The sequence below is a fragment of the Falsiroseomonas stagni DSM 19981 genome, assembly GCF_900114315.1.
Lineage (GTDB): Bacteria > Pseudomonadota > Alphaproteobacteria > Acetobacterales > Acetobacteraceae > Falsiroseomonas > Falsiroseomonas stagni.
The window spans coordinates 751,453-775,845 of record NZ_FOSQ01000002.1; the positions used below are offsets into that span (position 1 = coordinate 751,453).

20 protein-coding genes are annotated in these 24,393 nt (G+C 67.0%); 11 read left to right on the forward strand and 9 right to left on the reverse strand.

Going from position 1 to position 24,393, the window contains the following annotated elements:
• Positions 1-2 precede the first annotated feature (2 nt).
• Together BM041_RS10115 and BM041_RS10120 are read right to left on the reverse strand one after the other, a co-directional pair.
• Positions 3-1,145 carry an extracellular solute-binding protein gene (locus tag BM041_RS10115; protein ID WP_092958926.1) on the reverse strand — a complete coding sequence of 381 codons (1,143 nt, stop codon included), beginning with the start codon at positions 1,143-1,145 and terminating at the stop codon, positions 3-5.
• A 26-nt stretch (positions 1,146-1,171) separates the two neighbouring features.
• On the reverse strand, positions 1,172-2,224 hold the full coding sequence (locus BM041_RS10120; RefSeq protein WP_092958928.1) for an ABC transporter ATP-binding protein: 1,053 nt from the start codon (positions 2,222-2,224) through the stop codon (positions 1,172-1,174).
• A gap of 146 nt (positions 2,225-2,370) precedes the next feature.
• On the opposite strand from BM041_RS10120, the gene BM041_RS10125 reads away from it, so the two are divergent.
• Genes BM041_RS10125 through BM041_RS10140 form a run of 4 tightly spaced genes read left to right on the forward strand, consistent with a single transcriptional unit; the run spans position 2,371 to position 6,478 of the window.
• Complete coding sequence (locus tag BM041_RS10125; protein WP_245762001.1) at positions 2,371-3,477, forward strand: ABC transporter ATP-binding protein; 1,107 nt, start codon at positions 2,371-2,373, stop codon at positions 3,475-3,477.
• 14 nt (positions 3,478-3,491) lie between these two features.
• Complete coding sequence (locus tag BM041_RS10130) at positions 3,492-4,781, forward strand: ABC transporter substrate-binding protein (RefSeq protein WP_245762002.1); 1,290 nt, start codon at positions 3,492-3,494, stop codon at positions 4,779-4,781.
• 12 nt (positions 4,782-4,793) lie between these two features.
• Complete coding sequence (locus tag BM041_RS10135; protein WP_092958932.1) at positions 4,794-5,669, forward strand: carbohydrate ABC transporter permease; 876 nt, start codon at positions 4,794-4,796, stop codon at positions 5,667-5,669.
• Positions 5,666-6,478, forward strand: coding sequence for a carbohydrate ABC transporter permease (locus BM041_RS10140; RefSeq protein ID WP_092958934.1), 813 nt, complete (start codon positions 5,666-5,668; stop codon positions 6,476-6,478). Before BM041_RS10135 ends, BM041_RS10140 begins: the two co-directional genes overlap by 4 nt.
• A 54-nt stretch (positions 6,479-6,532) precedes the next feature.
• On the opposite strand, the gene BM041_RS10145 is transcribed toward BM041_RS10140, so the two are convergent.
• From BM041_RS10145 to BM041_RS10175, 6 genes are all read right to left on the reverse strand, one after another.
• Positions 6,533-7,300, reverse strand: coding sequence for a heme ABC transporter ATP-binding protein (locus BM041_RS10145; RefSeq protein WP_092958936.1), 768 nt, complete (start codon positions 7,298-7,300; stop codon positions 6,533-6,535).
• Positions 7,297-8,370: a FecCD family ABC transporter permease gene (locus BM041_RS10150; RefSeq protein ID WP_092958938.1), complete on the reverse strand. Its 1,074-nt coding sequence runs from the start codon at positions 8,368-8,370 to the stop codon at positions 7,297-7,299. The genes BM041_RS10145 and BM041_RS10150 overlap by 4 nt, the downstream gene beginning before the upstream one ends.
• Positions 8,367-9,239, reverse strand: coding sequence for a heme/hemin ABC transporter substrate-binding protein (locus BM041_RS10155; RefSeq protein ID WP_139226016.1), 873 nt, complete (start codon positions 9,237-9,239; stop codon positions 8,367-8,369). The genes BM041_RS10150 and BM041_RS10155 overlap by 4 nt, the downstream gene beginning before the upstream one ends.
• Entirely contained in the window at positions 9,236-10,261 is a 1,026-nt protein-coding gene (locus tag BM041_RS10160) for a hemin-degrading factor (RefSeq protein WP_092958941.1), read from the reverse strand. Before BM041_RS10160 ends, BM041_RS10155 begins: the two co-directional genes overlap by 4 nt.
• A gap of 10 nt (positions 10,262-10,271) precedes the next feature.
• A complete protein-coding gene (locus BM041_RS29925) occupies positions 10,272-11,033 on the reverse strand; it encodes an energy transducer TonB (RefSeq protein ID WP_139226017.1) in 762 nt (253 codons plus the stop codon).
• Positions 11,034-11,108: 75 nt separating this feature from the next.
• Positions 11,109-13,106 carry a TonB-dependent hemoglobin/transferrin/lactoferrin family receptor gene (locus BM041_RS10175; protein ID WP_092958947.1) on the reverse strand — a complete coding sequence of 666 codons (1,998 nt, stop codon included), beginning with the start codon at positions 13,104-13,106 and terminating at the stop codon, positions 11,109-11,111.
• A 671-nt stretch (positions 13,107-13,777) separates the two neighbouring features.
• Here BM041_RS10175 and BM041_RS10180 point away from each other — a divergent pair.
• The 4 genes from BM041_RS10180 to BM041_RS10195 all read left to right on the forward strand — a co-directional run bounded on the left by BM041_RS10180 (position 13,778) and on the right by BM041_RS10195 (position 21,479).
• On the forward strand, positions 13,778-15,235 hold the full coding sequence (locus tag BM041_RS10180; protein ID WP_092958949.1) for an amidase family protein: 1,458 nt from the start codon (positions 13,778-13,780) through the stop codon (positions 15,233-15,235).
• The gene (locus BM041_RS10185) at positions 15,235-16,197 is read left to right on the forward strand and encodes a Bug family tripartite tricarboxylate transporter substrate binding protein (RefSeq protein ID WP_175533853.1); all 963 of its coding nucleotides are present in this window, start codon (positions 15,235-15,237) and stop codon (positions 16,195-16,197) included. Before BM041_RS10180 ends, BM041_RS10185 begins: the two co-directional genes overlap by 1 nt.
• A gap of 326 nt (positions 16,198-16,523) precedes the next feature.
• Complete coding sequence (locus tag BM041_RS10190; RefSeq protein ID WP_092958953.1) at positions 16,524-18,815, forward strand: molybdopterin guanine dinucleotide-containing S/N-oxide reductase; 2,292 nt, start codon at positions 16,524-16,526, stop codon at positions 18,813-18,815.
• Between the two features lie 51 nt (positions 18,816-18,866).
• Positions 18,867-21,479 carry a helicase-related protein gene (locus tag BM041_RS10195; protein ID WP_245762003.1) on the forward strand — a complete coding sequence of 871 codons (2,613 nt, stop codon included), beginning with the start codon at positions 18,867-18,869 and terminating at the stop codon, positions 21,477-21,479.
• Positions 21,480-21,489: 10 nt separating this feature from the next.
• Here the strand turns inward: BM041_RS10195 and BM041_RS10200 are convergent, their stop codons facing one another.
• Positions 21,490-22,446, reverse strand: a complete 957-nt coding sequence (locus BM041_RS10200) for a Bug family tripartite tricarboxylate transporter substrate binding protein (protein ID WP_175533854.1) — start codon at positions 22,444-22,446, stop codon at positions 21,490-21,492.
• Positions 22,447-22,637: 191 nt separating this feature from the next.
• Here BM041_RS10200 and BM041_RS10205 point away from each other — a divergent pair, with 191 nt between their 5' ends.
• The 3 genes from BM041_RS10205 to BM041_RS31220 form a co-directional block, all read left to right on the forward strand.
• Positions 22,638-23,786: an NADH:flavin oxidoreductase/NADH oxidase gene (locus BM041_RS10205; RefSeq protein ID WP_092958957.1), complete on the forward strand. Its 1,149-nt coding sequence runs from the start codon at positions 22,638-22,640 to the stop codon at positions 23,784-23,786.
• Between the two features lie 74 nt (positions 23,787-23,860).
• Complete coding sequence (locus BM041_RS10210) at positions 23,861-24,100, forward strand: hypothetical protein (RefSeq protein ID WP_245762004.1); 240 nt, start codon at positions 23,861-23,863, stop codon at positions 24,098-24,100.
• Between the two features lie 75 nt (positions 24,101-24,175).
• Positions 24,176-24,393, forward strand: a 218-nt coding sequence (locus tag BM041_RS31220) for a helix-turn-helix domain-containing protein (RefSeq protein WP_245762005.1), incomplete at its 3' end; no start/stop codon positions are given.

The following is a 24,393-nucleotide window of genomic DNA, read 5'->3' on the forward strand; positions in this document are numbered from 1 at the left end:
CGTCAGTTCAGTACGACGCGTTCATAGGCTTCCTGCAGCGCTCGCATGAAATCCGCCTGCGGCATCGGTCGCGCGCCGCGCGCAAGCTGATCCGGCCCGACATCGCGGAACAGGCGGTCCCAGGTCTGCTGGTCCAGATGCTGGCGGACATGCTGCGCATCGATGCCAGGCAACCAGTTGAAGCGCCGGACGATCCCTTCTGCCTGCACGGATGGGCTGGTGGCGAGTTCGATGAAACGTCGTGCCACGTCATTGTTCGCCGCACGGGCAGGAATGACGTAGTACATAGGCTGGCCGGGCAGACCCGTCTCCGGCAGGACCAGACGATAGGCGGGGTTCAGGCGCCCTTCCGCTTGCCAGCTGTAGAACATGTCCATCCAGACCGGGCCGATGTCGATCTCGCCGCGATTCATCGCATCCAGCGTGCCGGCATTGCCGGGGGTGATGACGACGTTGCGGTTGAACTCGCGCAGGCGCTGGAAGGCCGGGGTCAGCGCGCTGACGGCTTCCGCATCGAAGGGGCCTTCGATCAGGCGCTTCTGGTCGGGGCCAAAGGCGTAGGCCCAGCCGAACACGAAGCCGACGCCGGACATACCACCTCGGATGCCGTTGTAGCCGAAGCGGCGGGGATTCTGCCTTACCCAGTTCTCAAGTTCCGCGAAGGTGCGCGGGGGCGTGGCAACGCGAGCGGGGTTGTAGGCCAAGGCGATCTGGCTGTTGAACATCGGCAATACGAAGCCGTCGACATTCTGGCCCAGGGCGTTGCGCGTCACATCGCTCGTTGCAAGTTGGCCGGTGGAGGCTTGGTCACGGAAGCGGGACAGCAGGCCCTCCGCCACCATACGGCCGGCCATGGTCTGGTGGACCACGGCGACATCGACATCAACGCTGTTGGTATTGGCGCGACGCTGCGCTTCCAGCCGCTCCCAGATGCGCTGGCTGCCGGCATCGCCAGGCCCCGTGCCAAGCGCGCGGACCGTGACGCCTGGGTTCTGGCGCTGGAACATGGGGCCGAGATAGTCCGTGATGTAGTCGACCATGTTCTGGTCGCCGGCGGTCAGCACGTTCAGCGTGACACGCTGCTGGGCCAGAGCGGGTGTAGCGGCGAGAGCCGCGGCAGTGGCCAGGAATGTCCTGCGGTCCATGGGCGTTTTCCTCCGTGTTCTGTCGTTCAGGCCGTGGCGGCAAAGACATGCGCCGCGGGCGCGGGAATACCGAGGCGGACAGGCGCGCCTTCCGGCAGCCGATCGGGCACATCCACCAGCACATCATCGCGGCCAATGCGGATGGAGGCGCGCCAGCGGCCACCGGGATAGGCGGAGAGCGCGACGACTCCATGGAAGACCAGACCATCCAGTGGTTCGCCGGGGGCCAGCACGCGCGCCTCTTCCGGACGAAAACGGACATTGGCAGGGCCATTCGGCGGCGCGCGGCCTGGCTCCAGGCGCAGAGGCGGCTCGGCCGGCGCGGCCTCTGCCATCTCGTCATGGACACGGACGGGCAGGCAGTTAGTGGCGCCAAGAAAATCCGCGACATAGGCGCTGGCGGGACGCGCCCAGAGGTCCTCCGGCGTGCCCTGCTGCGCGATCCGGCCTTCATGGAGGATGACGATGCGGTCGGCGAGGATCATCGCCTCCTCCCGGTCATGCGTCACATGGATGGCGGTGATGCCGAGGGATTGCTGCAGTTCGCGGAGTTCGTGGCGCACACCCTCGCGGACACGCGCGTCGAGGTTCGACATCGGTTCATCCAACAAAAGGATGGCGGGATCCACGGCGAGGGCACGGCCCAACGCCACACGCTGCCGCTGGCCGCCGGAGAGTTGCGCCGGAAGGCGGTCGCCAAGGCCTTCGAGGCGCAACAGGCGAAGCATCTCGCCAACCTTCACGTCGATCCGCACGCGGTCCCAGCCGCGCAGCTTCAGGCCGTAGCCAATTGTCTTGGCCACCGACATATGGGGCCACAACGCATAGGACTGGAACACCATCGCCGCGCCGCGCCGTTCCGGCGGAGCCTGGGTAATGTCCTGCCCGCCGGCAAGGATACGTCCACCGGCCGGCGCGACGAAGCCGGCGATGGAGCGAAGCAATGTGGTCTTGCCGCAACCGGAAGGGCCGAGAAGCGCCACGAATTCGCCTGCGGCAACGGAAAGCGAGATTCGGTGCAGCACCGGGGTGCGCCCGAAAGCCACCGAAAGCTCCACGACCTCTACGCTGCTGCCCACCGCTTCCTCCCTGCCAACCGAACGGTAGGCCAGGCGGGACCTGCATGAAAAGACCCGCGACCGAGATAAGTCGGTGACAGCGCGCCGGGGAGACCCTGGCGTCCCGACCGGAATGTCTACTATCCTTCGCGCGCCCCCACTCAGGGGTGGCAGCGCTGGCACCCGACATGATTGCTCCGCATCGGCTGCGAGGCGATATCCGCCTCGACGGCATTACGAAATCCTTCGGCGAGACGCAGGCGCTGGCCGGCATCAGCCTTGCAGCCCGGCCCGGCACCTTCCTGGTGCTTCTCGGTCCCTCGGGTTGCGGGAAATCCACGCTGCTGCGCGTCGTGGCGGGGCTGGAGGCGCCGACTGGTGGCCGCCTCCTGCTGGAGGGCCGAGACGTAACTGGCCTGCCCCCCGCGCAGCGCGGGATCGCCATGGTGTTCCAATCCTATGCGCTGTTTCCACACCTTTCGGTGGCGGAGAACATCGTCTTCGGTCTACGCGCGCGGCATGTCGCAGCAGCCGAACGCCAGGGGAGGTTGGCGGAAACGGCGGAGATGCTGGGGCTGACCAAACTGCTTGGCCGGCGGCCGGGCCAATTGTCCGGCGGTCAGCAGCAGAGAGTGGCGCTGGCCCGTGCTGTGGTGGCGCAGGCGCCGATCTGCCTGATGGATGAGCCTCTGTCGAACCTCGACGCAAAGCTGCGGGCGGAGATGCGACGAGAGATCCGCGCGCTGCAGCAACGCCTTGGTATCACCATGGTCTACGTGACGCATGATCAGGCGGAGGCGATGAGCATGGCCGACCAGGTCGTGCTGATGCGCGATGGCTGCGTGGAGCAGGATGCGACCCCGGCTGAGCTGTATGCGCGCCCGGCCAGCGTCTTTGCGGCGTCCTTCATCGGCACGCCACCCATGTCCCTCCTGCGACTGGTGTCGGGACAGAATGGCGCCGAGGTGGCCGGTGCACCGGGCGTGACGGTGGCGCCGGCTGAGGCTGCGGGGCAACTGCTCGGGCTGCGGCCGGAGGACGTGGCGCCAGTCGACGGGCCCGGTCTGCCCGGGCGCGTTCAGGCCGCGGAATTCCTGGGGGCAGAGACGGTGCTGACCGTCGCGGTCGGTGATGGGGCGGAAGTGATGCAGGTGCGTGTGCCCGGTCACCATGCGCTCGCCTCCGGCACCCCACTGCGCCTGAAACTGCCGCCTGCCGTTCATCTGTTCGATTCCACCAGCGGCCGCCGGCTGCCAGACCGCCCAACAACCTGAAAAACCGGAGGAGAATGTCGATGAACATCACTCGTCGCACCACGCTCGGTGCCATGGCCGCCACCCCCCTGCTGGCAGCGCCCGCCGTGCACGCGCAGGCACCGACTGAGATTGTCTTCAACTATCCGATCGCAGTCGGGGGACCGATCCCGCGTCTGATCGACGGGTATTGCGAGGAGTTCGCGCGGGAGAATCCGCGCTTCCGCATCAAGCCAATCTACGCCGGTTCCTACCAGGACACCTTGACCAAGACATTGACGGCGATGCGGGGTGGCGATGCCCCTCAGATCGCATGCCTTCTGGCCGTGGACATCTTCACGCTGATCGAGGAGGACGCGATCCTGGCGTGGGATGACCTGGCGGGCGTGGAGAAGCCCTGGCTGGACGGCTTCTATCCAGGCTTCATGGAAAACAGCCGCGCACGCGGAAAGACGTGGGGCATCCCTTTCCAGCGCTCTACCATCGTCACCTATTGGAACAAGGATGCATTCCGGGAGGCGGGCCTCGATCCGGAGACACCGCCGCAGAGTTGGGCCCAGCAGATCGACTTCGCGCAGAAGCTGACGAAGCGCCAGGGCGACAACGTCACGCAGTGGGGAATCCAGATCCCGTCCTCGGGCTTTCCCTACTGGCTGTTCCAGGGGCTGACGACACAGGCCGATGTGCGGCTGATGAATGCGGATGGCAACCGCACCTTCTTCAATGACCCGAAGGTGGCAGAGGCACTGCAGTACTGGATGGACCTGTCCCAGCGCCACCGCGTACATCCGGGCGGCATCGTGGAATGGGGCACCACGCCGCGCGACTTCTTCGAACGGAAGACGGCCATGATGTGGACGACGACGGGGAACCTGACGAATGTCCGCCGCAACGCCCCCTTCCCCTTCGGCGTCGGCATGCTGGCCGCGGGCCGTAGACCGGGCAGCCCAACCGGCGGTGGCAACCTCTATGTGTTCAAGTCCGCCAATGCAGCACAACGGGAAGGCGCGGTCCGCTTCGCGCGCTTTCTGACCACGCCGGAACGCGCGGCGCATTGGGGGATCGAAACTGGCTATGTGGCTGTCACGCCGCAAGCCTTCGAAACGCCGGCGATGCGCGCCTACGTCGCCGATTTTCCTGCCGCCGCCGTGGCGCGGGATCAGTTGCCGCATGCGGTGGCTGAGCTTTCGACCCATGAGAACCAGCGCGTGACCAAGGCGCTGAACGACAACCTCCAGGCTGGGCTGCTCGGTAGGAAGCAGGCAGGACCCGCCATGGCGGATGCGCAGGCCGAGGCCGAGCGCATCCTTCGCCGCTATCGCTAAGGACCGGGAGCGATGCAGGGTAGGACCACGGTGCATGCCTGGCTGATGCTGTCACCGGCCCTGCTGCTGCTGGTGGCCTTCACTCACTACCCTGCTATCGCAACCATCTGGCATTCCCTCTTCTCCACACCGCGGGGCAGCCGCCCCGCGCGCTTCGTGGGGGCCGAGAATTATCTGGCGCTGGCGGAGGACCCGATCTTCTGGCAGGCGCTGATGAACAACCTGGTCTACGCGCTGACCACGATCCCGCTTTCCATCGGACTGGCGTTGATGATGGCGCTGTGGGTCAACGGAAAGATCCATGGCCGCACAGCACTACGCATCGCCTTCTTCACGCCGACCGTGCTGCCAATGATTGCCGTCGCCAACCTCTGGCTGTTCTTCTACACGCCGGACTACGGCCTGCTGGACCAGATACTGCGGACGCTGTTCGGCTGGGGCCCCACCAACTGGATCGGGCGGACGGAAACCGCGCTTGGCGCGATGATCGTCGTCGCTGTCTGGAAGGAAGCCGGTTTCTTCATGATCTTCTACCTGGCGGCACTGCAGGCCATTCCGCCAAACCTGTGCGAAGCCGCTGCGATCGAGGGCGCATCCCGCGCGCGCATCTTCTGGCGCATCACCCTGCCCCTATTGGGCCCTACGACTCTGTTTGTACTGGTGAATGCCGTGATCAACGGCTTCAGGCTTGTGGACCACATCATCGTCATGACGAAGGGCGGACCTGACAACGCCACGGCGCTGCTGCTGACCTATGTCTATGAACTCGGCTTCCGGTTCTGGGATACTGCCACGGCCTCTGCCCTCACGGTCGTACTGCTGGTGATGCTGGCGCTGACGGCGGCTGTTCAGTTCCTGGTCGGCGAGAAGCGGGTGCACTACCGATGATCGGGCGGGTCGGCAACGCGTTTGAGCACGCGGCGGCCTGGCTGCTCGGACTGTTGTGGGTGGCACCGCTGCTATACGCCATCTGGGCAGCGGTTCATCCGCAGGGCTATTCTGTAAGATTCGACTTGTTCGCGCCCTTGACGCTGGAGAATTTCGCCGCGGCGTGGGATGCCGCGCCCTTCGCCCGCTATTTCCTCAATACCTTCGTACTGGTAACGATGGTGCTGGTGGCGCAGTTCGTGTTGTGTACCCTGGCCGCTTTCGCCTTCGCGCGCAGCGAATTCCGCGGCAGCGGATTGCTGTTCGGCCTTGTGCTGCTGCAATTGATGATCATGCCTGATGTGCTGTTGGTCGAGAACTACCGGAGCATGCGAGCCCTCGGCCTCGTGGACACCATACTGGCCATCGGCCTGCCTTACATGGCCTCTGCATTCGGAATCTTCCTGCTACGCCAGACCTTCAAGCAGATTCCGCGAGAGTTGGAGGAAGCAGCGCGCGTCGAAGGCTGCGGGACCATGGCGATCCTGCTCCGCGTCTACGTGCCCCTCGCGAAGCCGACCTACCTGGCCTACGGCCTGACGTCGGTCTCCTACCATTGGAACAACTTCCTCTGGCCGCTCGTCATCACCAATACGGTGGAAACGAGGCCGCTGACCGTGGGGCTATCGGTCTTCGCCTCCACCGACCAGGGGATCGACTGGGCGATCATTTCGGCTGCCACGCTGATGACCTCAGCGCCACTGCTGCTCGGATTCCTGATGTTCCAGCGGCAGTTCGTCCAGTCATTCATGCGTGCCGGAATCCGGTAGGATCCGCGCCGCAGCGGAAATTCCTTCGGGTCGCGTCGGCCTATGAAGGGGTGATCAATCGGTAGTGAATTCCGGCAACAGGGCGTCGCCCCGCCTCTGAAAGGGGATGCCGTAGACGGCTTCCAGCAGACGCGGCCGCAGGATTGCTGCGGGAGGCCCTGCGGCGACGCAGCGCCCCTCAGCCATGACCATGACGCGATCTGCGGCAAAGCTAACCTCGTTAAGGTCATGGAGGACCACCATCACGGCCGCGCCTTGCAGTGCCAGACGGCGGATAAGGCGCAGAATCACGCCAACATGAGAGATATCGAGACTGGCTGTCGGCTCATCCAGCAGCAATGCGGCCGGATGTGCGGCGCCGTCTAGTTGCGCCAGCGCACGCGCGATCTGGATGCGCTGGCGTTCGCCGCCGGAAAGCGTTGCATAGCGTTGCGCCGCGATCCCGGTGGCGCCAACGGTCTCCAGCGCCGCCTCCACCGCGTGTACATCCCGTGCCGCCTGTGGGGTCGCATGCCAGGGCAAGCGTCCAAGACCGACGACATCCCGGCCTGTGATGGGAAAAGCCAGGGCAACGTTCTGGCTGACAACCGCACGGCGGCGCGCGAGATCAACAGGATGCCAGGCGGCAAGCGGGCGGCCCTCCAATGTGACGACGCCGATTTCCGAACGAAGTTCGCCCGACATCGCGCGCAGAAGCGTGGATTTCCCCGCGCCATTGGGACCGATAATCGCAACCACCTCACCGGGCTGCAGTTCCAGGGACACCTCGTCCAGCAGTCGTCGCCCGCCGCAACGCATCGTAAGGGCGCGTGCCGCGATCATGCGCCGTTTCCAGAGCCGGATTGACGCAGCAGCCACAGGAAGAAGGGCGCGCCGATGAGGGCTGTGATGACGCCAACAGGCAGTTCAGCCGGCGAAGCGAGACTTCGGGCGGCGAGATCTGCCAGCACAAGAAGGGCCGCGCCAAGCAGGGCCGCACCCGGCAGGACGATCCGATGGTCGGTTCCGAACACCAGCCTCACAACATGGGGCACGACGAGGCCCACGAAGCCGATCAGTCCCGTGAATGCGACACCCGCCGCGACGCTGATCGCGGCAAGCAGTATCGCGGAACGCTTGAGGGCCTCGACCGAAACGCCAAGATGGTAGGCCTCCGACTCCCCGAGCAATAGGGCATTGAGCGGCCGCGCCAGCGCACAAAGCAGCAGCGACGGCAGGCCTACGAGCAGAAGAATGACGGGAAGATGCTGCCATCGCGCACCAGCGAGGCTGCCAAGAGTCCAGAAGGTGATGTCCCTCACCTGCCGGTCATCCGCCATGAAAATGAGAAGGCCCGTGATGGCGCCTGCCAAGGCGTTCACAGCAACACCCGCTAGCAGAAGGGTCGCAACGGGCGCGGCACCGCCGACACGACCGAGCCGTGCCATGACGAGGGTAGCGCCGAGCCCCCCGATGAAGGCGGCAATTGGCAGCAGCCAAAGGCCGAACAGCCCGGCTGACGCGCCGAAAGCAGGGCCGGCGAGCACGATGGCGGCCACCGCCGCAAGCGCTGCGCCACTGGACACCCCGATCAACGCGGGATCGGCCAGGGGATTTCGAAAAAGACCCTGCATCGTCGCGCCCGCGGCACCGAGCCCGGCCCCGACCAGCGCCGCCAGCAGAACACGCGGTGCACGGATGACGCCGATTACAGCCGCGTCCCGCGCGTGTTCTGGCGGCAGCGGTGCGCCCAGCCAATGCGCCAGCACGGCCAAAAGCCCATCGGCGCCGATGCGGGCCGGGCCGAGCAGCAATCCGGCGAGGATGGCAGCACCGAGAAGGCCGACGCCGAGCGGGAGAAGCGGCAGCGTGACCCGCTCCTGCAGCGTCGGCACTGCGGCCATCCGGTTCATGTCCAACCCCTGCTGGGGAGGCCTGGGAGGACCGCATTAGGGTGGAGCAACCGGGCCAAGTCGCGTCTCGCATGGGCAGCACGCGGTCCGAAGCCCAGCATATAGGCGCCATCCAGCCCAATCACGCGGCGTGCCCGGGCAGCTGGCGTCACCGCAAGCGACGGGATGCTGAGCACGGCCGCCGCGCCACCAGCTTCAGCCAGGGCATGGTCCATCATCACGATGGCCTCCGGTGCCAGAGCAGCCGCAAGCTCAGCCGACAGCGGCCGGTATCCAGCAAAGCTGCGCACGGTGTTGCGAGCCCCAGCAGCAAGAAGCATCGCATCAGCGTGTGTGTCGCGCCCTGCCACCAATGGGGCACCGCGCGCTACCGACAGGATGAAGACGGCCGACACGGGCTGCAAAGAGGCAATCGGGGCGTCGAGGCGCCGCCAATCCGCCGTCACCGCGTCTGCCACTGCAGCGCCTTCCAGGTTTAGCGCCTGGGCCACGGCACGAATCTTCCGGCTGACAGCCTCTATCCCTGCCTCATCAGGAACCATGGCAACGGGCGCGCCAGCAGCGCGCAGAACGGAAAGCACCTGGGGCGGACCCGCTTCCTCCGAGACGAGCATCAGGTCCGGCGCCAGGCCCATCAGACCCTCCGGTGCCAATGCCCGAAGATACCCGACCTGCGCCAAAGCACTGACCTTGGTTGGGAACCTGCTCGTGCTGTCCACAGCGATGATCCGATCACCCTGGCCCAGGGCAAAGACCGTCTCCGTCACCGCACCGCCGATGGTCACCAGCCGGCCCGCAGCGGCCCGGGCGCGCTCCGATTGGACGGTGAGGCCCATCAGGCTGGCAGTCAGCATACGGCGGCGGATCACGCGACGACCTCCGCCACGTGGCGGTCTGCCACTTCGGCGACCAGGGTGCGCCAATCCTCACGTTCGGGCTGGCCGGGCTTGCGCGCTCCGAAGATCAGGGCAACGACCTCCCCGCCCGCATCGAGCAATTCGATGGAAGTGACCATGCCGTCCTCTGTCGGCTTCACAATCCGCCAGACGGAAGCCACGCCAGCCTCACGAAGGTGGAGATTGAACGCGGGATCGAGAACATTGAACCAGCCGGGTGTCCGACGCAGGCGGTGGATGGGCCCGGTGTGGATCTGGATGCCGCCGGGATTGCCGACGAACACCATGACGGGAACCTCACTACCCGCGGCACCTTCGATGATTGCCGTCCCGGCATGAGGGGCGAGTTGCCGCGCCAGGTCGTCCCCAGCCAGGCGGAAGGCTTGGCGGCGGGAAGCGCGATGGCGGCGAAGCATCGGGAGGAAGTCGTGCGTGTCCCTCAGCGCCAACCACGATTCACGCAGCGCAGCGCCATCAACCTGCCCTTCTGACGCCACGCGGATCGCGGGCGGTACCTGCGGGGGAGCGTCCACTACATCAGCCATGAAGTCGGCCATGATGCTCTCCCAGCCTTCGCGGAGGGTGGCCTCCGTGGCGAAGACCTTGTGCACGGCAGCGCCATCGCGACCGAAAACCTGGATGGAGGGACGGTCGCCGGCCAGCGCGTAGGCATGCGACCAGCGCGCGGGGAACAGCCGGAGGTCGATCTCCGGGCCAAGGACCAGGATGTGGCCGGGCCCGCTTGAGACATCCGTGTAGACGCCGTGGCGTTCATGGACGGCATGGTCATTGCGCGTCAGCGCCATGACCCGACCGGCGCGAGGCAAGGCGCCGATCAGCCCCGCCCAATCGGGGCGCAGCGCCCTTGCCGGGCCCATGGCGCCGCACGCGACCAGGGCGGCTTCGGTGGTCCCGAGCCGCTCTGCCGCATCGCGTGCGCGCAGCGCACCAGCGGTGCGCATGAGGTCCTGATGGCGTTCGAGAAGGCTGGGCATGGAATGTTCCTCAGTTCAGGCGGAAATGAACAGGCACCTCGACCCATGCCTCGACCCGCCGCCCGTCGACGGAGGCCGGCTCGAAGGCCCAGCGGCGGACGGCCGCCAGCGCTGCTGTATCGAGCAGCGCATGGCCGGACGAGCGCCACAGGCGCGTCTCCTCAGTGCTCCCGTCAGGGGTCACACGGGCGCGGACGAGGACTGTGCCAGTGAGGCCGAGTTCCACCGCACGGGCGGGGTAGACCGGGGGTGCAGGCGGCAGGCGATAGCGGGGCGCGGTGATGACGGTCGGGCCCGGCTGGTTGGCAACAGCCATGGTGGCGGCCGGGGCTGCCGCATTGGCGAGGGCCGCCACCGAAGCAGCGGCCGGCGCGGCGGCTTCGCGATCCGCCGTGGCGGGCGCGACGGGACGGGCGACGCGCCGGGCCGGGGAATCCTGCCGTGCCGCGGGTCGCCGCGCAGTCGGTGGCGGAAGCGCCATATCGGCCAAAACAGGTCGCTCAGGCAGCGGCGACAGCGATTCCAAGGTCTCGATGACGGGGGTCTCGATGACGGGCGGCGCTGCCACTTCGGCACCCGGGTCCGTCACCGGCAGTTCCTGCGGTTCCGCTATCGCCTGGTCCCGGGCTTCCGCAGCAGGCAACTCGAGGGCGGCTGCCGGTGCCGTGCCTACCGTGCCATGCGTAGGGGTGGCAAAGACCAGCGACACCGCCACGAGTGATCCCGCAGGCACGGGCCGGGGCATATGCAGTGCCGGCAGCACGGCGGCCATGGCGATGGCACCGTGCAGCGCGACGGAAGCGCCCAACGAAGCTCGCCGATGCAACGCCGCCACGCCCATGGCCGGTCAGAAGGCGATACGCAGGCTGCCGCGGATGTTGCGGCCGGTCTCATAGAAGGCAGGCGCTGGATCGCTGTTCCAGGTGGAGCGGCGATAGGCATGGTCGAAGACATTGTCGACCGCCAGCGCAACGCGGAGATTGGGTGCCGCGGTTGGCGTCCAACTCGCGAACAGATCGAGCAGACCATAGCCGGAGGTCTGTTGCGCCACCCCAGTTGTTGCTGGTGCGCGGTCCTGCTCCGCCGTCGCGGTGATGCGGCCGCCGACCGTCACGCCCTGGTCCAGAAAGCGATAGCCGGCATTGACCGAGACGCGATGCGCGGGGATGGAGGCAAGCGGTTGGTTCGTTTCGAGATTGTCGCCCTTCAACGCGGCAGCTCCGAGGCCGAGCCACCAGGTGCCAGCATCATACTGCGCCTCGGCCTCCACGCCCGTGATGCGGGCCTGCCCGATGTTGCGGGTCACCGTCGTGGTGGCCAGCACGGTCTGCTCGATGAAGTCGTCGATGTCGTTGCGGAAGGCACTCAGGCGGACGCGAAGGCGGTCGCCATCCCGAAGAACATCGGCGAATCGGAGATTGACGCCTGCTTCCTTGTTCCGGGAAACCTCCGGCCGAAGGTTGGGGTTGGGGACGAAGAAGTTGCCGGGGAAATGCTGGCCGCCGACATAGAGTTCGGTCAGGGATGGCGCTCGGAAACCCTCGGCATAGCTGACATAGGGCTGCATCCATGGCAGGACCTGCCAGCCGAGTGAGACTCGGGGAGAGATGCGGTCCACACTGCGGTCGTTAAGCCCGTTGGGGCTTTCCTGTTCGAACCGGTCGAGCCGCACGCCAGGGGTCAGTGTGAAGGCGCCGAGGGTGATCTCGTCCTGCGCGAAAAGGCCAAGGACGGATTGCTGGGCGGTCGGGAACTGGCTCCGCGCGCTGCTGTTGCTCGTGCCTTCCTGTTCGTCGCGATAATACTCGAATCCGTAGGTCAAGGCATGAGCGCCGAAGCCGCCAAAGCGGGACGTGTTCTGCGCATCGATGCCTGTTGTGGTCAGAGTCGTGCCATCCACGGCGCGTGTGCCGGTCAGCCTACGTTCCTGGATGTCCACATGGTTGCGGTACACGACGACCTGCGGCGCGAGCAGCGGCATGGACGGATCGTCGTAGGACCAGCGGAGGCTCAGCGTTTCCTGTACCGTCTCGCGATCCGTGATGCTCGTGGTGGTGGCCGTGCTGGCGGCGATAGGCAGCGTGTTGGTGTCCCGGAAACGCATCGCGGAGAGTTCGAAGCGATGATGCCCGGGATTCCAGCCGAGCTTGCCGAGCAGGGAGGTGGCTTCGTCCTCCGAATAGGGGATGGTGGTGCCTCGGCCATCGGTGAAGTTACCGTTGGTGAAGCCCGTCATGGCGCCCAGGACGGAGAACTCCCCCGCCCGCGCACCCAGCGCCAGGCTACCGCGGGGACCGCTGCCCTGGCTCTGCCAGCCCATGCTGGCGGCGCCGCCAAAGCTGGCGCCGGGTTGCAGGATATCATCAGCGCTGATGGTACGGAGCGCGATGGCACCGCCGAGGGCGCCGGAGCCGTAGAGCGTGCTGGCAGGCCCGCGCAGGACCTCCACTTGGCGTAGCAACTCGGGATCGACGAAGGTCCGGCCGCGATGGCCGGCGTTGAAGTTGTTCCGGGCGCCGTCGAGGCGAAGCACGATCCGCTCATCCCCGAGCCCGCGGATCACGGGTTGCATCGCCGTCGTGCGCGGCACGCCGGAGCTTTCGACACCCGGAATATCCCTGATCAGGTCGAGGACGCTCCGGGCGTCACGACGCTCAACCTCCTCCCGCGGCACCACAGCCGCAGGGACGGCGAGGTCACCTGCAACGGCACGCGTCCGCGTCGCCGTGGTAGTGACAGCATCGAGAGGAGTGGCCGCCGGCGGCGGTGCGTCCGCTGTCTGGGCGAGAGCTGGATTGGCTGCAATGAGAGCCAGGGTCACAGCAAGCAGGTTTCGCTTTTCCATGGGGCATCCCGATCGAGGTCGGTGCCTGGCTGGCGCGCTGGGGCATGGGCCCGGGGCTGGCTGGCTCGGCGTAGGCGGAGCCGTTTATCGCAATTGAGAGTCACTCGCAATATGAGATGTCACCGGACCAGGTTTCGTAACCGCCCCCGCATCCTCTGGTGACGCGCGGGCCGGCACCCAAGCGGCCGCATGTAAGGACGAGACGAGCGGGGCGACCACGCGCATGCTCATGAACGGGATGGCATCGTAGTCGAAGGGCCCGCACTATCGGCCCGGCCACGCCTCGAAAGACGGTCGCCATGAGTATCGACCGTATCCCGCTCATCGATTCGACACACCCGAGCGATCCGATATGGTTGTCATTGTCGGCACGGCTGATGGCTGGGACTGGCCGCGCACTGGTCAAGCTGGCACGGCCGGGAGCGGCGCCGCCCTGGCCAGCGGCGTTGCGTTCGGTCGTGCTGCGATCTCGTGCCGATAGGGCGGGCGCGCCTCCAGCGCGAAGCCGGGGGTTGTGTGCCGGTACGCCGGACGCACGCCAATCCAGCTTTGCACGATGCGTAGGCACGGTATCGGGGCGAACGCCCCGATCTTGTGCCGGTCCTGTCTGGCTAGTCCGGAAAGAAAGACACTCGGACATGATCGCCGGTTGATCCCGACGCCGGGTGACGATGCATTGGCGTCAGGCTGCCCCGGAGTTCCGCTTGACCTTCCTGCCCGTCATTTCCCTTGATCCTGCTGCATCGCAGCGGCGCATCCCCTATTCCCCGACATCACCACTGCTTCGACCCTATGTCCCTCAGGCGAAGGCATTCCGCGCAGGCACCTCGACGCCACGCGACTTCCTCGAGGCGTGCATCGCCACGATGGAGCGCGATGAAAGCGCCGTTGCCGCCTTCGTGACGCATGATTTCGCCGCCGCGCGCCGGGCTGCCGACGCGTCGGCAGCGCGCTGGCGCGCGGGCGCGCCACTGTCCCCCGTCGATGGCATGCCCGTCGTCGTGAAGGACATGATCGAGACGATCGACCTGCCGACCCAGATGAACAATCCGATCTATGCGGGATGGGCGTCGCGCCGCGATGCGGCCGGCGTACATGCCCTGCGCCAGGGCGGTGCGATCATCCTGGGCAAGACCGTCACCACCGAGTTCGCCTGCGGCAATTCAGGGCCGACGCGCAATCCCTATGACACCAGTCGAACGCCGGGCGGGTCTTCGTCAGGCTCCGCAGCGGCAGTTGGGGCGGGGATGGCCAGCATGGGGTTCGGGACACAGACCCATGCCTCCACCATCCGTCCGGCGGGCTATTGCGGCGCCTACGCGTTGAAAGCAACGCATGGCGCCCTGCATGCAGGGGGCGTGACGCCACTGGCCGCAACGCTCGACCACCTCGGGCTGATCGGCGCCAGCCTGGAGGATGTCTGGGCCGCAGCCATGGTGATTTCCCGCCTGGTCGGTGGAACGCCGCCGCACCCCGGCATCAGCGGACCGATGGATGTGCCGCCGGCGCGCAAGCCCAGGTGCCTCGTCCGGCTGGCGACACTGGGATGGGAGGAGACGCCGGAGTCGTCCCGCCTTGCGTTCGAAGGCGCGGTCGCCGCCATCGCGGCATCGGGCGTCGAGATCATCGATGGCGGCAATGACGACGACGTCTCGGCGCTCGAGAGCGAATTGCGCGACATCGGCGAATTCGCCAACGATCTGCTGGCCTGGGAAGCGCGCTGGCCGCTGGCGAGCTATCGGAATCATGGCGCCTCCATGGTCGGAAGCCGCATCCAGGATCTGCTTGCCCGGTCCGCCACCATGGATGCGGCGCGATACGCGCGGGCCGTGGCGGACCGCGAAGGTCTCCGTGCCCGCGTAGCCGCCTTGGCGACACGGGCGGATGGCTTCCTCATGCTCTGTTCCAGCGGCCCCGCCATCCAGGACCATGGCTTCACGGGTTCCCGGAACTACGCGCTGCCATGGACCCTGGTGGGCGGACCTGCCTTCGCCTTGCCGCTACTGTCGGCGGAAGACCTGCCGCTGGGCCTGCAACTGGCGGGCTTCGCGGATCGCGATTCCGATGCCTGTTCCATCGCCGCATGGCTGCGGGACACGCTGCTTTCCAAGGACGGAGGAGAAGCCTGATGCTTCGTCGTACCCTGCTGGCCACGGTGCCAGCGCTGCTGGCAGCGCCCGCTCTGGCGCAGCCCGGCTTCCCCAGTCGTCCCATCCGCTTCATCGTCGGCTTTCCGCCGGGCGGCACCACCGATCTGGCGGCCCGGCTGATGGCGCCGAAGATGCAGGCAGTGCTGGGCCAACCTGTCGTGGTGGAGAACCGCACGGGGGCCCACGGCAACATCGCCTCGGACTTCGTCGTGCGGTCCGCGCCGGATGGGCATACGATCCTGATGGGCACGATCGGTGGCCTGGCGATCAATCAGACGCTCTACGGCAACCTGACCTTCGATCCGCAGCTTGACCTCCAACCGATCACGCGGGTCGGCATGATCGTGAACGTGCTGGCCGTGCCAGCGGATCGGCCGTGGCGGAGCGTCGAGGAGTATGTGGCGGCAGGAAAGCGGGATCCGCTGACCTTCGGATCATCTGGTGCCGGCGGCGCCGGACATCTGGCGGGGGAGCAATTGAACCTCCTGGCCGGGCTGCGGAACATCCACGTGCCTTATCGCGGCGGAGCGCCCCTGATCACTGACCTCATGACCGGCAAGATCGACAGCGCATTCACGCCCTCTTCCGGCGCTGGACCGCAGGCCGAGGCAGGGCGGCTCAAGATGCTGGCCGTGACAAGCAAGGCGCGGAGCCCCTTGCTGCCGACCCTGCCGGCAATCGCCGAGACGCCGGGCCTCGCGGATTTTGACATGGTGGACTGGAGCGCCATGGTGGGGCCGCGCAACCTGCCCGCCCCGATCGTCCAGGCCCTGCATCATGCCGCGACGACCGCTTTGCTGGACCCCGAGGTCCTGGCTGCCTTCGCGCTGCGGCAGATCGAGGCGACGCCTTCGACGCCTGAGGAATGCGCTGCCTTCATCCGAGCGGAAACAACGAAATGGACCCCGATCGTCCGGGCGTCGGGTGCCAGGCCGGACTGAGAGCATGCGGGGAATGCAGAAAAAACGCGCGAGGGGCGCAACGCCCCTTGCACGTCAACGATACTGTCCCTTATTGTGCACCGCAGCAGCGCGTTAGCGCGCTGTCTTTCTTGGACGTTTCCTCCCTAAACTCGGCGGTGCCGCAAGGCACCGCCTTTTCTTTTGCCGCCGGGAGGCGCTCAGCCCCTAGACCGTGCCACGCCGCCTTAGCGCGGTAAAGCATGAATGCGTACCCCGTGATCCGTGGCCCCATGCTTGACGCCACGGGGTCCTCAAGGGACCCATGGCGCCTCGGGCAATGGCCCGCCAGCGCAGGGAGCGAAGCGATGGCCATCCTCACTGTCACGCATTGGGGCGCCTATGAGGTCGAGATGGCCGGCGGGGAGGCCGTGGCGCTTCACCCCTTCCGGGACGACCCGGACCCCTCCCCGATCGGGCTTCACATGCTGGCGCCGGAACTGGACCGTTTGCGCATTCGGCGACCGGCGATCCGGAGAGGATGGCTGGAAGGGCGCGCGAGAACCGGCAGGGGGCGCGAGCCCTTCGTGGAGGTCTCCTGGGACCAGGCACTCGACCTGGCTGCCGCTGAACTGCGGCGCGTGATCGGCGCCCATGGCAATCGTGCGATCTTTGGCGGTTCCTACGGCTGGTCCAGCGCTGGCCGCTTCCACCATGCCCAGAGCCAGGTGCACCGCTTCCTCAACAGCATTGGCGGCTACGTCCGCAGCACGGACAGCTACAGCCTGGGCGCCGCCCGCGTGCTGATGCCGCATATCGTAGCGCCGATGGATGAGTTGATGGCGCGGCACACGGCCTGGACGGTGCTGGAACAGCACACGCGCCTGTTCGTGACCTTCGGCGGCGTGCCGGCGAAGAACGCCCAGATCAGCCAGGGTGGCGCGATCGAACACCGTGTTCCCGGCGGGCTGCGGCGCATGGCGCAGGCGAGCTGCCGCTTCATCAACATCAGCCCCACGCGCGACGACCTCGAAACCGGTGCTGCCTTTGAGTGGCTGCCGATCCGCCCGAACACCGATACGGCGCTCATGCTCGCGCTGTGCTGGGTACTGCAGGCCGAACGCCTGCACGACGAGGCATTCCTGGCCAGGCACTGCGTCGGCTTCGACCGGTTCCTGCCCTACCTGACCGGCGCGGCTGACGGACAGCCCAAGACCCCGGCCTGGGCGGCCCCCATCACAGGCATCCCGGGCGAGCGCATCGAAGCACTGGCCCGGGAGATGGCGGCGGCGCGCACCATGCTGAACATCGCCTGGTCACTGCAGCGGGCGCACCATGGCGAACAGCCCTTCTGGGCCCTGGTCACGCTGGCTGCCATGCTGGGCCAGGTCGGGCTTCCTGGTGGCGGCTTCGGGCTCGGCTACGGCGCGACCAACCTGATGGGTAGTCCGAATGCCCGGTTCAGCGGGCCGACGCTGCCGCAGGGCCACAACCCCGTTCGCGACTTCATCCCGGTGGCCCGGATCGCGGACATGCTGCTGAACCCGGGCGCCCCCTTCACCTACAACGGGGGAACCCATGCCTATCCCGACATTCGTCTTGTGTACTGGGCCGGCGGCAACCCCTTCCACCATCACCAAGACCTGAACCGGCTGATGCGGGCGTGGGAGGCTCCGGAAACCGTCGTGGTGAACGAGCAGTACTGGACGCCTGCGGCCCGGATGGCCGACATCGTTCTTCCCGCGACGACGACGCTGGAACGGGAAGATATCGGCTACGCGAATCGTGAGAGCCACATCATCCACATGCCCGCGGTGAAGCGCCCGGCCGGCGAGGCGCGCGACGACTATGTCATCTTTGCGGAGCTATCGGCACGGCTCGGCGTCGCCTCACGATTCACGGAAGGTCGCGATGCCGCAGCGTGGCTGCGGCATCTCTATGAGGAGAGCCGCCAGCGCGCAGCCAAGGCAGGCGTGCCGTTACCGGATTGGGATGGGCTACGCCAGGCAGGTCTGGCCTCGATCGCCGTCCCCGCCGCCGCGCCCATCTTCCTGTCCGAAATCCGCGAGGACCCGGAGACCCATGCGCTTCCGACGCCGTCGGGCAGGATCGAGATCTTCAGCGAGACCATTGCCGGCTTCGGCATACCCGACTGCCCCGGCCACGCGGTCTGGCGCGCGCCGGCCGAATGGCTGGGAGCGTCGGACACCACGCGGCATCCGCTGCACCTTCTGTCGGACCAGCCAACGACGCGGCTGCATAGCCAGCTCGATGCCAGCCCGCTGAGCGTGGCGGACAAGGTTGCGGGGCGTGCGCCGATCTGCCTGCATCCGAAGGATGCCGAGGCACGCGGGCTTGTGGACGGTCAGGTGGTCCGTGTCTTCAATGACCGAGGCGCCTGCCTGGCGGGGCTGCGCGTGACGGATGCGATGATGCCGGGCGTCGCCAGGCTCTCGACTGGCGCCTGGTTCGACCCGGCCCTGGATGACCGCGGCCTGGAGCGCCATGGCAATCCGAATGTCCTGACGCTGGATATCGGCGCCTCGGGCCTCTCCCAGGGCTGCATCGCGCAGACCTGCCTCGTGGAAGTGGAAGCAGCCCCTGCTGATCCGCCCGCCATGCGGGCGCACGACCTGCCTGTGCTGCTGCCGATGCAGTGACCAGCAGCCATCGTTGTTGCACCGCGACGGGATAGGGCACATGTCTCGCCCATGCCCCCTTCGCCCGAGCGTCAGCCTGTAGCCCCCGAGATCAGTGCGGGACGCATTTCCACCCTGCTGTCGCGCGCGAATACGCCGCCGCAACGCGGCGAAGCGCGCCTCGTGGCGGCGATGCTCGCAGAGGTTGGGGCGCTGGAGCCAACGCTGGAGGAAGCGTCCTCGGCATTGCTGAAGCTGCGGGCGAATGGGGGCATCCCACCCTCCCTTCCCGCGCTTTCGCCTGAGACGGTCGCAGCAGTGGAGCAGATTGTCGCCGCCATCGGGATGACTGCATCGCCAGCGGAGACGGTGTTGCTGGCTCGACGCTTCGACGCCCAGCCGCCCCCCACCCCGACCACTCTGGCGAAGGCACTGCAGGCACTCCGGCGTCCGGCACTGCGAGCTGGCTTGGCAGCCGTGATGGCGGAGAATCCGCTGCTGCCGGCCCGCAAGACGGATGTGGAAGCCGCGTTGGAGAATCTCACGGAGGCGGGGACGAGCCCAGAGGCGCTGCTCGCCGCGCTCCGCGGCGCCATGCACCGGCGCCTCAAGGGGGCCGGATCGGCCGAGGCCGCCGCGATCACCGCCGCGGAGGATTTGGCGACCCTCCTGGGCAAGCCGGAAGCACCGCTGGAGGGCGTCGCGGCCTGCGCGCGCCTTGCTGCGGAGACCTTCGGGCTGGACCCTGCGGCCGAGGCAACCTTTGTCGACAGGACAGTGGAAGCGGAACGCGCACGTCGAAAGGCGCTGCGCGATGCCGCCACAGCCGCCCGCCAGGCCCGGGCGGAAGCGGATCGCCAACAACGGGAGTGGGAAGCGAGCCTGGTAACGCGGGACGCCATCGCACCCCTGCTGGGCTGTTCAGCGGCGGAGGCGGAAGCCTGGATTCGCGCAAGACGCATCCCGGTCGCCCGCCGCCTGGCGATGAGCCGCGGCGGCCGCGCGGAAGTGCTGCAATTCGATCCCGCCGTCCTCGCCGCACTCCGCGCCCAGGTCCCGGATTGGCGGCAGGACAGGGACTCCCAAAGCCGTGCGACACCAGGCGCTCGCGCGGCAGTCGCGGAGGAAGCGCCAAGCCGCGTGGACAACGCCACGCTGGCGGAAGCGGCGGCCATGGATCGCTTCGTCAGCCACTTCACGACGGCGCGCGCCCTCGATCGCCGGATCACTTTGATCACCGGCCCCACCAATTCCGGCAAGAGCCACCAGGCACTTGATCGGCTGGCCAAGGCTGAGAGCGGGATTGCACTCGCCCCGCTTCGGTTGCTGGCCCACGAGTTCCGCGAGGCCCTGGCCGCGCGCGGGATCCACGCCAGCCTCGTCACCGGGGAGGAACGAGACCCGGTGCCCGGCAGCCGCTTCACGGCCGCGACAGTGGAGATGTGCCCCTTCAACACGCCGGTCGATGTAGCGATCATCGACGAGGCACAGTTACTGACCGACCCGGACCGTGGCCATGCCTGGACCGCCGCCATCATGGGCGTCCCAGCCCGCGAAGTCGTCGTTCTGGGATCGCCGGACTGCATCCCGCTCGTCCGGCGGATTGCGACGCTGACGGATGAGCCGGTCGAGGAAATCACGCTGGAGCGCAAATCGCCCCTGCGGGCCGCTGATGAGCCCGTGGCGCTCGGCGACCTGCAGAAGGGCGATGCGCTCATCGCGTTCTCTCGGCGCGATGTCCTGGAACTGCGCAGCGAATTGCAGCGTCGCAACCGCCGCGTCGCCACGATCTACGGGGCACTGAGCCCCGAAGTGAGGCGTGCCGAAGCAAGGCGGTTCCGGGAGACGGGGGAGGCCGATATCCTGATCGCCACCGATGCCATCGGGCTCGGGCTCAACCTGCCCATCTCCCGCATCGTCTTCTCGACGCTGGAGAAATGGGACGGCACGGCGCGCCGGGCGCTCAACGCCTCGGAAGTCCGGCAGATCGGTGGCCGGGCGGGGCGCTTCGGCCATCATGAGGAGGGCATCGTCGCCGTGCTCGTCGGCGCGGGCCGTCCGGCGGCCATCAAGCTGGCACTCGGCACCGTGCCCGTCGCGCCGGCGGATCTGCGACCGCGTGTGGCGCCGGACCTGGCGATCGTCACCACGGTGGCGCGGGAGATGGGGACGACGTCACTCTACGCCACGCTGACGCGCTTGCAGAGAGCCGTGTTGCGGCCGGACGATCCGTCCTATCGCCTGGCCGACATCTCCGCGCAGATAACCATCGCCGCCGAGATCGACAAGCTCGACCTTCCGCTTGCAACACGCTGGACCTACGCACTGTGTCCCGTCGATTCGCGGGACTATGGGATCGAGCGGTTGGCCCGATGGGCACTTGATCATGCGCGGGGCCACAAGGTGCGGCCACCCGAAGCAGGCCCCCTCCCCCGGCCCGACACGGCCGGCCCCCTCGAACTCGAACGGGCCGAGAAAACCTATAAGCGCCTGGTCGCCTGGCGTTGGCTGTCCATGCGCTTCCCCGACATCTACGTCGCCGCCGACGCGGCGGCGCGTGAGAGCAACCGCGTGAATGACTGGATCGAGGCGGTGTTGGCGAGCCACCCCGCGCGCGGCGGGCGGCACGCACCAGAACGCCCGGACCCCAAGGCTCGGCGACGAGCACCGCCTGCGCGGCGGTAGCAGCGCGCCGTCAGATCCAGGGCTTCTGCCGCCACATCGCCCGGAAGCGGATATCGGCGTCGCGTAGATGGGCCACATAGGCGTCGCCGAGCATGATGCGCAGGGGCTGCTGGGTGCGCCGACACACCTCCAGGTACTCAGGATCTTTCGAGACTTTGTCGATGGCAGCCGTCAGCCGTGCAAGAATCGGCAACGGGATGCCACGGGGTCCGACAAAGCCTCTCAGGCTGCCGATGGCGACGTCGATACCCTGTTCCCGGAACGTGGGCAGCGTCGGGTCAAGGCTCGAGCGTTCATCCGCCATCACCCCCAGCATGCGGAAGGACTGGCTGGCGGTCATGACAAGCGCCTCGCCCAGATTGGCGGCGGCGCCGCGTACTTCGCGCTGTGCGACGGCAAGGACGCCTGGCGGCAAGGCGTTGTAGATGACGGGCGTGAGGCTGATACCCGCCGCCATCTCCAGCATGCGGACGCTCAGGAAGCTGGTTGATCCACGCGCCTGGGTCGCAATCGTGATCACCTCGGGTTCTCGTCGCGCCGCGGTGATGAGGTCCGCCAGGCTGGCGATGCCCGACTGGGCGTGGACGCCGATCACGGCCGGATCATCCACCAGGCTGGCGACGAAGGAAAAGCTGTCCAGCGACCAACGGGGACTGCGCTCGATCGGGATCGTGACCAGGCCCGGGGTATTGAGGATGCCGAAGGTGTAGCCATCGGGCCTTGAATCCGCGACCGCGTTGATGCCGATCTCGCCGCCGGCACCTGGCCTGTTCTGCACGACAAATGGCTGCCCGAGTTCGCGTTCCAGGAACTGGCCCAGTGTCCGGGCCGTGATGTCGTTGCCGCCGCCGGCGCCGAAGGGGACGACGAGTGTAATGGGACGATCCGGCCAGTTCGGCTGAGCGTCCGCAATGGACGGCAGCGCGACGGCGGCGGCGCCGCCGGTCAGCAGGTGGCGGCGTGTCACGGCCCTGGGCAACCTCATCGTCTCACCTCTCATGCAACCAGGGTGCAACCTTCCCGCGCCTGCAGTGTGAACGCCAGGGGTGGCGATGTCCCGTCCCGGACTGGTTGCCGTTCAAGGTGCTTGCGGTGAGTATCCCGTTCGGGACGGGGGCGCGCCTATTCGCCACCTCGTCGTTATCCCGGGAGATGTCGATGAGTGATGCGCCTGCACGCCCCCTGTTGTTCACACCGCTGACGCTGCGCGGCCTCACCCTCAAGAACCGGATCGTCGTATCCCCGATGTCCCAGTATTCGTCGGTCGGCGGCGAGCCCACCGACTGGCACCTGGTGCATCTCGGGAAGTTCGCGATGGGCGGTGCCGGCGTGGTCTTCTGCGAGGAGACCTCCGTCTCCGAGAAGTCCCGCAAGACTTACGATTGCCCGGGCATCTACACGGACGGTCAGGTCCGGGCCTGGCGACGCATCACCGATTTCATCCGGGGCCAGGGCGCCATCGCGGCCATGCAACTCGGCCATGCCGGACGCAAGGTAGCAACCCGCGCACCCTGGGATGGCTTTGCGCCACTCGGTGAGGAGGACGCAGCGCGTGGCAGGCCGCCCTGGGCCGGGATCGCCCCGAGCCCGATCCCCTTCAAGGACGGCGCCATGGTGCCGAAGGAAATGGATGCCGACGACATCCGCCGCGTCATCGCCCTGCATGTCGAGGCTGCGAAACGGACGCAAGATGCAGGGTTCGGCATCCTGGAGATCCACGGGGCGCACGGCTACATCATCCAGCAATTCCTCTCCCCGATCACCAACCATCGCAAGGACGGATATGGTGGCGACATCCAGGGGCGGATGCGCTTCGGACTGGAACTGATGGAAGCAGTCCGGGCCGCATGGCCAGCCGATTTGCCTCTGTTCTTCCGTGCCTCCTGCGTCGACGGCAAGGGCGGCATCTGGAGCCTGGAAGATACCGTCGTGCTGGCACGCGAACTGAAGGCACGCGGCGTCGATGTGCTGGACTGTTCCTCCGGCGGGATCGAAGGACCGCTGACGCTGCATCTGGTCCCGCGCGTTCCCGGCTATCACGTGCCCTTCGCGGAACGCATCCGATCCGAAACTGGCATCGCCACCATGGCAGTCGGCCTGATCACCGATCCCCATCAGGCCGAAGGATATCTTCAGGAAAGCCAATGCGACCTTGTGGCACTGGCGCGGGAGATGATGTGGAATCCGAACTGGCCAACCCATGCGGCGGCCGCACTAGGGCTGGAGAAGCCGCATGAGCAACTGCCGAGGCCATATGCCTGGTGGCTCCAGAAGCGGGAAGACGTGCGGAAGATCAGCCAAGGCTGAGAACAACGGTGCTTGCACCACAGTCGGGGGACCCCATTTACCATCCCGATGGATGGACTGGAGATTGTGTGCAGATGGTCGAGCGGCTGGAGGCGCTGCGCCCACGGTCAGTCACCGACAGCGAGAAGATCACGATCAACCTGGGCCATGTTGACCTGGGTCACGTCGATCTGCTGGTGCGAGACGGCTTCTATTCCAACCGAACCGACTTCATTCGGACCGCCATCCGCAACCAGATCGAACGTCACGCGGATGCAGCGCGCCAGTCCGTAGTGCGGCGGAGCCTTGACCTGGGTCTAATACCAGCGCCCTGAATGGCTGACTCGATGGTGATGTTGGTGCGCTGTCGATGTGTGATTCGCTGCGCCTGAGGGCGGAAGGGGCGGATCATGGCGGTGTCGGTAGACCGGAAGGACCATACGGCGTCGGAGTTGCGACGCCTGGCGGCGGGAAGCCGTGACGCCTCGGCGGCGCGCCGCATGCTGGCCCTGGCACTGGTGCTGGAGGGCGTGCCGCGAGCGGTTGCGGCAGAGACCTGCGGGATGGATCGGCAGACGCTGCGGGACTGGGTTCATCGCTACAATGCCGAAGGCGTTTCCGGTCTGTC

Excerpts from the sequence above, each read along its gene's own strand:
- BM041_RS10115 (WP_092958926.1), bottom strand. The coding sequence starts at position 1,145 with ATGGACCGCAGGACATTCCTGGCCACTGCCGCGGCTCTCGCCGCTACA.
- BM041_RS10130 (WP_245762002.1), top strand. The coding sequence starts at position 3,492 with ATGTCGATGAACATCACTCGTCGCACCACGCTCGGTGCCATGGCCGCC.
- BM041_RS10135 (WP_092958932.1), top strand. The coding sequence starts at position 4,794 with ATGCAGGGTAGGACCACGGTGCATGCCTGGCTGATGCTGTCACCGGCC.
- BM041_RS10140 (WP_092958934.1), top strand. The coding sequence starts at position 5,666 with ATGATCGGGCGGGTCGGCAACGCGTTTGAGCACGCGGCGGCCTGGCTG.
- BM041_RS10145 (WP_092958936.1), bottom strand. The coding sequence starts at position 7,300 with ATGATCGCGGCACGCGCCCTTACGATGCGTTGCGGCGGGCGACGACTG.
- BM041_RS10150 (WP_092958938.1), bottom strand. The coding sequence starts at position 8,370 with ATGAACCGGATGGCCGCAGTGCCGACGCTGCAGGAGCGGGTCACGCTG.
- BM041_RS10160 (WP_092958941.1), bottom strand. The coding sequence starts at position 10,261 with ATGCCCAGCCTTCTCGAACGCCATCAGGACCTCATGCGCACCGCTGGT.
- BM041_RS29925 (WP_139226017.1), bottom strand. The coding sequence starts at position 11,033 with ATGGCCGCCGTGCTGCCGGCACTGCATATGCCCCGGCCCGTGCCTGCG.
- BM041_RS10175 (WP_092958947.1), bottom strand. The coding sequence starts at position 13,106 with ATGGAAAAGCGAAACCTGCTTGCTGTGACCCTGGCTCTCATTGCAGCC.
- BM041_RS10180 (WP_092958949.1), top strand. The coding sequence starts at position 13,778 with ATGCATTGGCGTCAGGCTGCCCCGGAGTTCCGCTTGACCTTCCTGCCC.
- BM041_RS10185 (WP_175533853.1), top strand. The coding sequence starts at position 15,235 with ATGCTTCGTCGTACCCTGCTGGCCACGGTGCCAGCGCTGCTGGCAGCG.
- BM041_RS10190 (WP_092958953.1), top strand. The coding sequence starts at position 16,524 with ATGGCCATCCTCACTGTCACGCATTGGGGCGCCTATGAGGTCGAGATG.
- BM041_RS10195 (WP_245762003.1), top strand. The coding sequence starts at position 18,867 with ATGCCCCCTTCGCCCGAGCGTCAGCCTGTAGCCCCCGAGATCAGTGCG.
- BM041_RS10205 (WP_092958957.1), top strand. The coding sequence starts at position 22,638 with ATGAGTGATGCGCCTGCACGCCCCCTGTTGTTCACACCGCTGACGCTG.
- BM041_RS10210 (WP_245762004.1), top strand. The coding sequence starts at position 23,861 with ATGGTCGAGCGGCTGGAGGCGCTGCGCCCACGGTCAGTCACCGACAGC.